Source organism: Blautia sp. HCP28S3_G10, assembly GCF_052065235.1.
Lineage (GTDB): Bacteria > Bacillota > Clostridia > Lachnospirales > Lachnospiraceae > Blautia_A.
In genome coordinates, this window is record NZ_JBQHUL010000079.1 from 1 (window position 1) to 2684 (window position 2684).

Genomic DNA, 2684 nt, shown 5'->3' on the forward strand with positions numbered 1-2684 from the left:
GTAAGCGCCAAATATTCCTGCGGATTTTCTAATACTCTGATTTCCTCTATAATTGCAGGCGAAAGATATTTAGACTATTTCACTACAATTACGGAGGATAGGTTATGGCAACTACTCGCAAAGCCCGTGTTCCGATGGCGGAACAGCTCAGGCTTATCAATGAATGTCGCAAAAGCGGCATGACAGATGCTGACTGGTGCCGCGAAAACGACATCGCAGTAAGTACTTTTTATAACTGGGTCAGCCGCTGCAGGAAAGCAGCAGCGGATCAGATTCCAGCACCGAATTATGGTCATTGTGAGATCCCGCGTTCAAAGCAGGACGTGGTTCCAATTGACATTGTTTCGGATCACCTTCCGGAACAGCATATTGCATCGCGGATGCACCAAACGAACCTTGACAATTCACATACGATTGAAGTGTCCATGAATGATGTGACAATCCGCATCAGCAATGATGCCGATCCTGTCCTGCTCACCAGGACACTCCGCCTGATCCGGGAGACCTCATGTTAGGTGATATCTCCGGCCTCGAAAAAATCTACATTGTCTGCGGCTATACCGATATGCGCAAATCAATCGATGGTCTCTGTGCCATTATCGAAGACCAGCTTAAAATGGATCCGACATCCAGTGCGCTCTTCCTGTTCTGTGGAAGAAGACGGGACAGGATCAAAGCTCTGTTCCGTGAACCGGATGGTTTTGTCCTGATCTATAAACGGTTGTCTGTCCGGGGCAGCTATCAATGGCCAAGGAAGCAGTCGGAAGTCCGGAATCTTTCCTGGCGGGAGTTCGACTGGCTGATGTCAGGAATTGATATCGACCAACCAAAAGCACTCAAAGCAGAGTAAAAAAGTATCTGGATCCCGGTAAAAATCCTGCACAGAAAAATGGCAGATTTCCTTATAAATTCAGCATTTTTCAGCACTTGTTTTCCTTTAGGAAGGGCTGTATTTCTGGTATAATAGAGGTATCAAATCCAAGGAGAGAACGATGGCTTCCAGTGCAAAAGACATCCAGCTGCGAGAGCTGAAGGACACCATAACACAACTGAAAACAATGGTCTCGGAACAGACGGAACTGATCAGATCTCTCCGCCTTGTTATTGACGAAAAAACCAGCCACGAAAAAGCCCTTCAGGAACAGGTGGACTATCTTACCAAAAAGCTTTTCGGTTCTTCCAGCGAAAGAAGAACCGATGACATTCCAGGACAGCAGCACCTTTTTGATGAAGCGGAAGTGGAACAGGATCCTTCCCTGTTGGAAGAAGAGACCGTGATCCGGGAGCATACCCGCAAGAAGAAAGCAACCCATGAGGATCTTTTTAAAGGCCTGAAGGTTGAAAAAGTAGTCATCCCTCTTCCGGATGAAGATCAGGTCTGTCCGGTCTGCGGTACGCAGATGGTTCTGATCGGCGAAGAGTATGTCCGCCGTGAGCTGGAATTCATCCCGGCCACATGCAAAGTGATCGAATACTACAGCCAGAGTTATGGATGTCCGTCCTGTAAGGAGGGATTGGGAGACACGGAAAAGCCTGTGATCGTAAAGTCTCAGGTTCCGCAGGCTCTGGTAGGAAAAGGCCCGGCAACCGCATCCACCGTTGCATGGACGATGTATCAGAAGTACGCCAATGGACTTCCCCTTTATCGTCAGGAGAAAGACTGGAAACAGTATGGTGCCCAGATCAGCAGGACAACACTTGCCAACTGGATCATCTATTGCTCCAGGAATTACTTTCAGCCAATGTATGATTACTTCCACCGGGAACTGCTGAAGCGCAGCTTCGCAATGGCAGATGAGACCCGAGTCCAGGTACTGAAGGAAGAAGAACGCCGGGCACAGACACAATCTTTTATGTGGTTGTTCCGCAGCGGCGAAGACGGTCTTCCTGCCATTATTTTATATGGCTATTCTCCAACCAGGAGCGGCAGCCATGCAAAGGAGTTCCTGGAAGGCTATCATGGTTATCTGGAAACGGATGGTTATCAGGGCTACAACAGTCTGCCGGATATCAAACGGTGTTCCTGCTGGGCACATATCCGCCGGTACTTTATCGATGCCGTTCCCAAAGGGAAACAGTATGATTACAGCCAGCCAGCAGTACAGGGAGTCCAGTACTGTAACCGCCTGTTTGCCATAGAGGATTCCATTAACAAAAAATATCCCGGTGATTATGAAAAGCGTAAGCAGCTGCGTCTCGAGAAGGAAAAACCTGTTCTGGAGGCTTTCTGGTCGTGGCTTGAGCAGCAAAAGCCAGTCCGGAATACCCGCATGGATAAAGCTGTGAATTATGTCCTTAACCGGAGGGAAACAGCAGAGATTTATCTGGAGGATGGCCGCTGCAGCTTCACAAACAATCTCAGCGAGAACGCGATCCGTCCATTTGCAGTCGGTAGGAAAAACTGGCTGTTCAGTGATTCTGTAGAGGGAGCCAATGCCAGTGCTGTAGTCTATACAATGGTTGAGATGGCAAAGGCGCACGGCCTGAACATTTACGGATATCTGAAATTTCTGCTGGAGCATCGTCCAACGAAAGAGATGACCGATGACCAGCTCGCAGAGCTTGCACCTTGGAGTGAAAAACTCCAATCTATCAAAAATCGCATGTGAATTATAGTGAATTACTCCAACTCGCAAAGGGCTGGGGTAATTTTATATCTGACCGCATCATTATTTGGCGGTTAC

3 protein-coding genes are annotated in these 2684 nt (G+C 48.2%); all 3 read left to right on the forward strand.

Annotation, left to right across the window (positions count from 1 at the left end; translation table 11 throughout):
* Positions 1–104: 104 nt before the first annotated feature.
* The 3 genes from tnpA to tnpC all read left to right on the forward strand — a co-directional run bounded on the left by tnpA (position 105) and on the right by tnpC (position 2609).
* A complete protein-coding gene (gene tnpA, locus ACTNB8_RS16190) occupies positions 105–515 on the forward strand; it encodes an IS66 family insertion sequence element accessory protein TnpA (RefSeq protein ID WP_441056097.1) in 411 nt (136 codons plus the stop codon).
* Positions 509–850 (forward strand): IS66 family insertion sequence element accessory protein TnpB, encoded by a 342-nt coding sequence (gene tnpB, locus ACTNB8_RS16195; protein ID WP_441056098.1) that lies wholly within the window; start codon positions 509–511, stop codon positions 848–850. Before tnpA ends, tnpB begins: the two co-directional genes overlap by 7 nt.
* Before the next feature lie 142 nt (positions 851–992).
* On the forward strand, positions 993–2609 hold the full coding sequence (tnpC, locus tag ACTNB8_RS16200) for an IS66 family transposase (RefSeq protein WP_441056099.1): 1617 nt from the start codon (positions 993–995) through the stop codon (positions 2607–2609).
* The last annotated feature ends 75 nt before the right edge of the window (positions 2610–2684 follow it).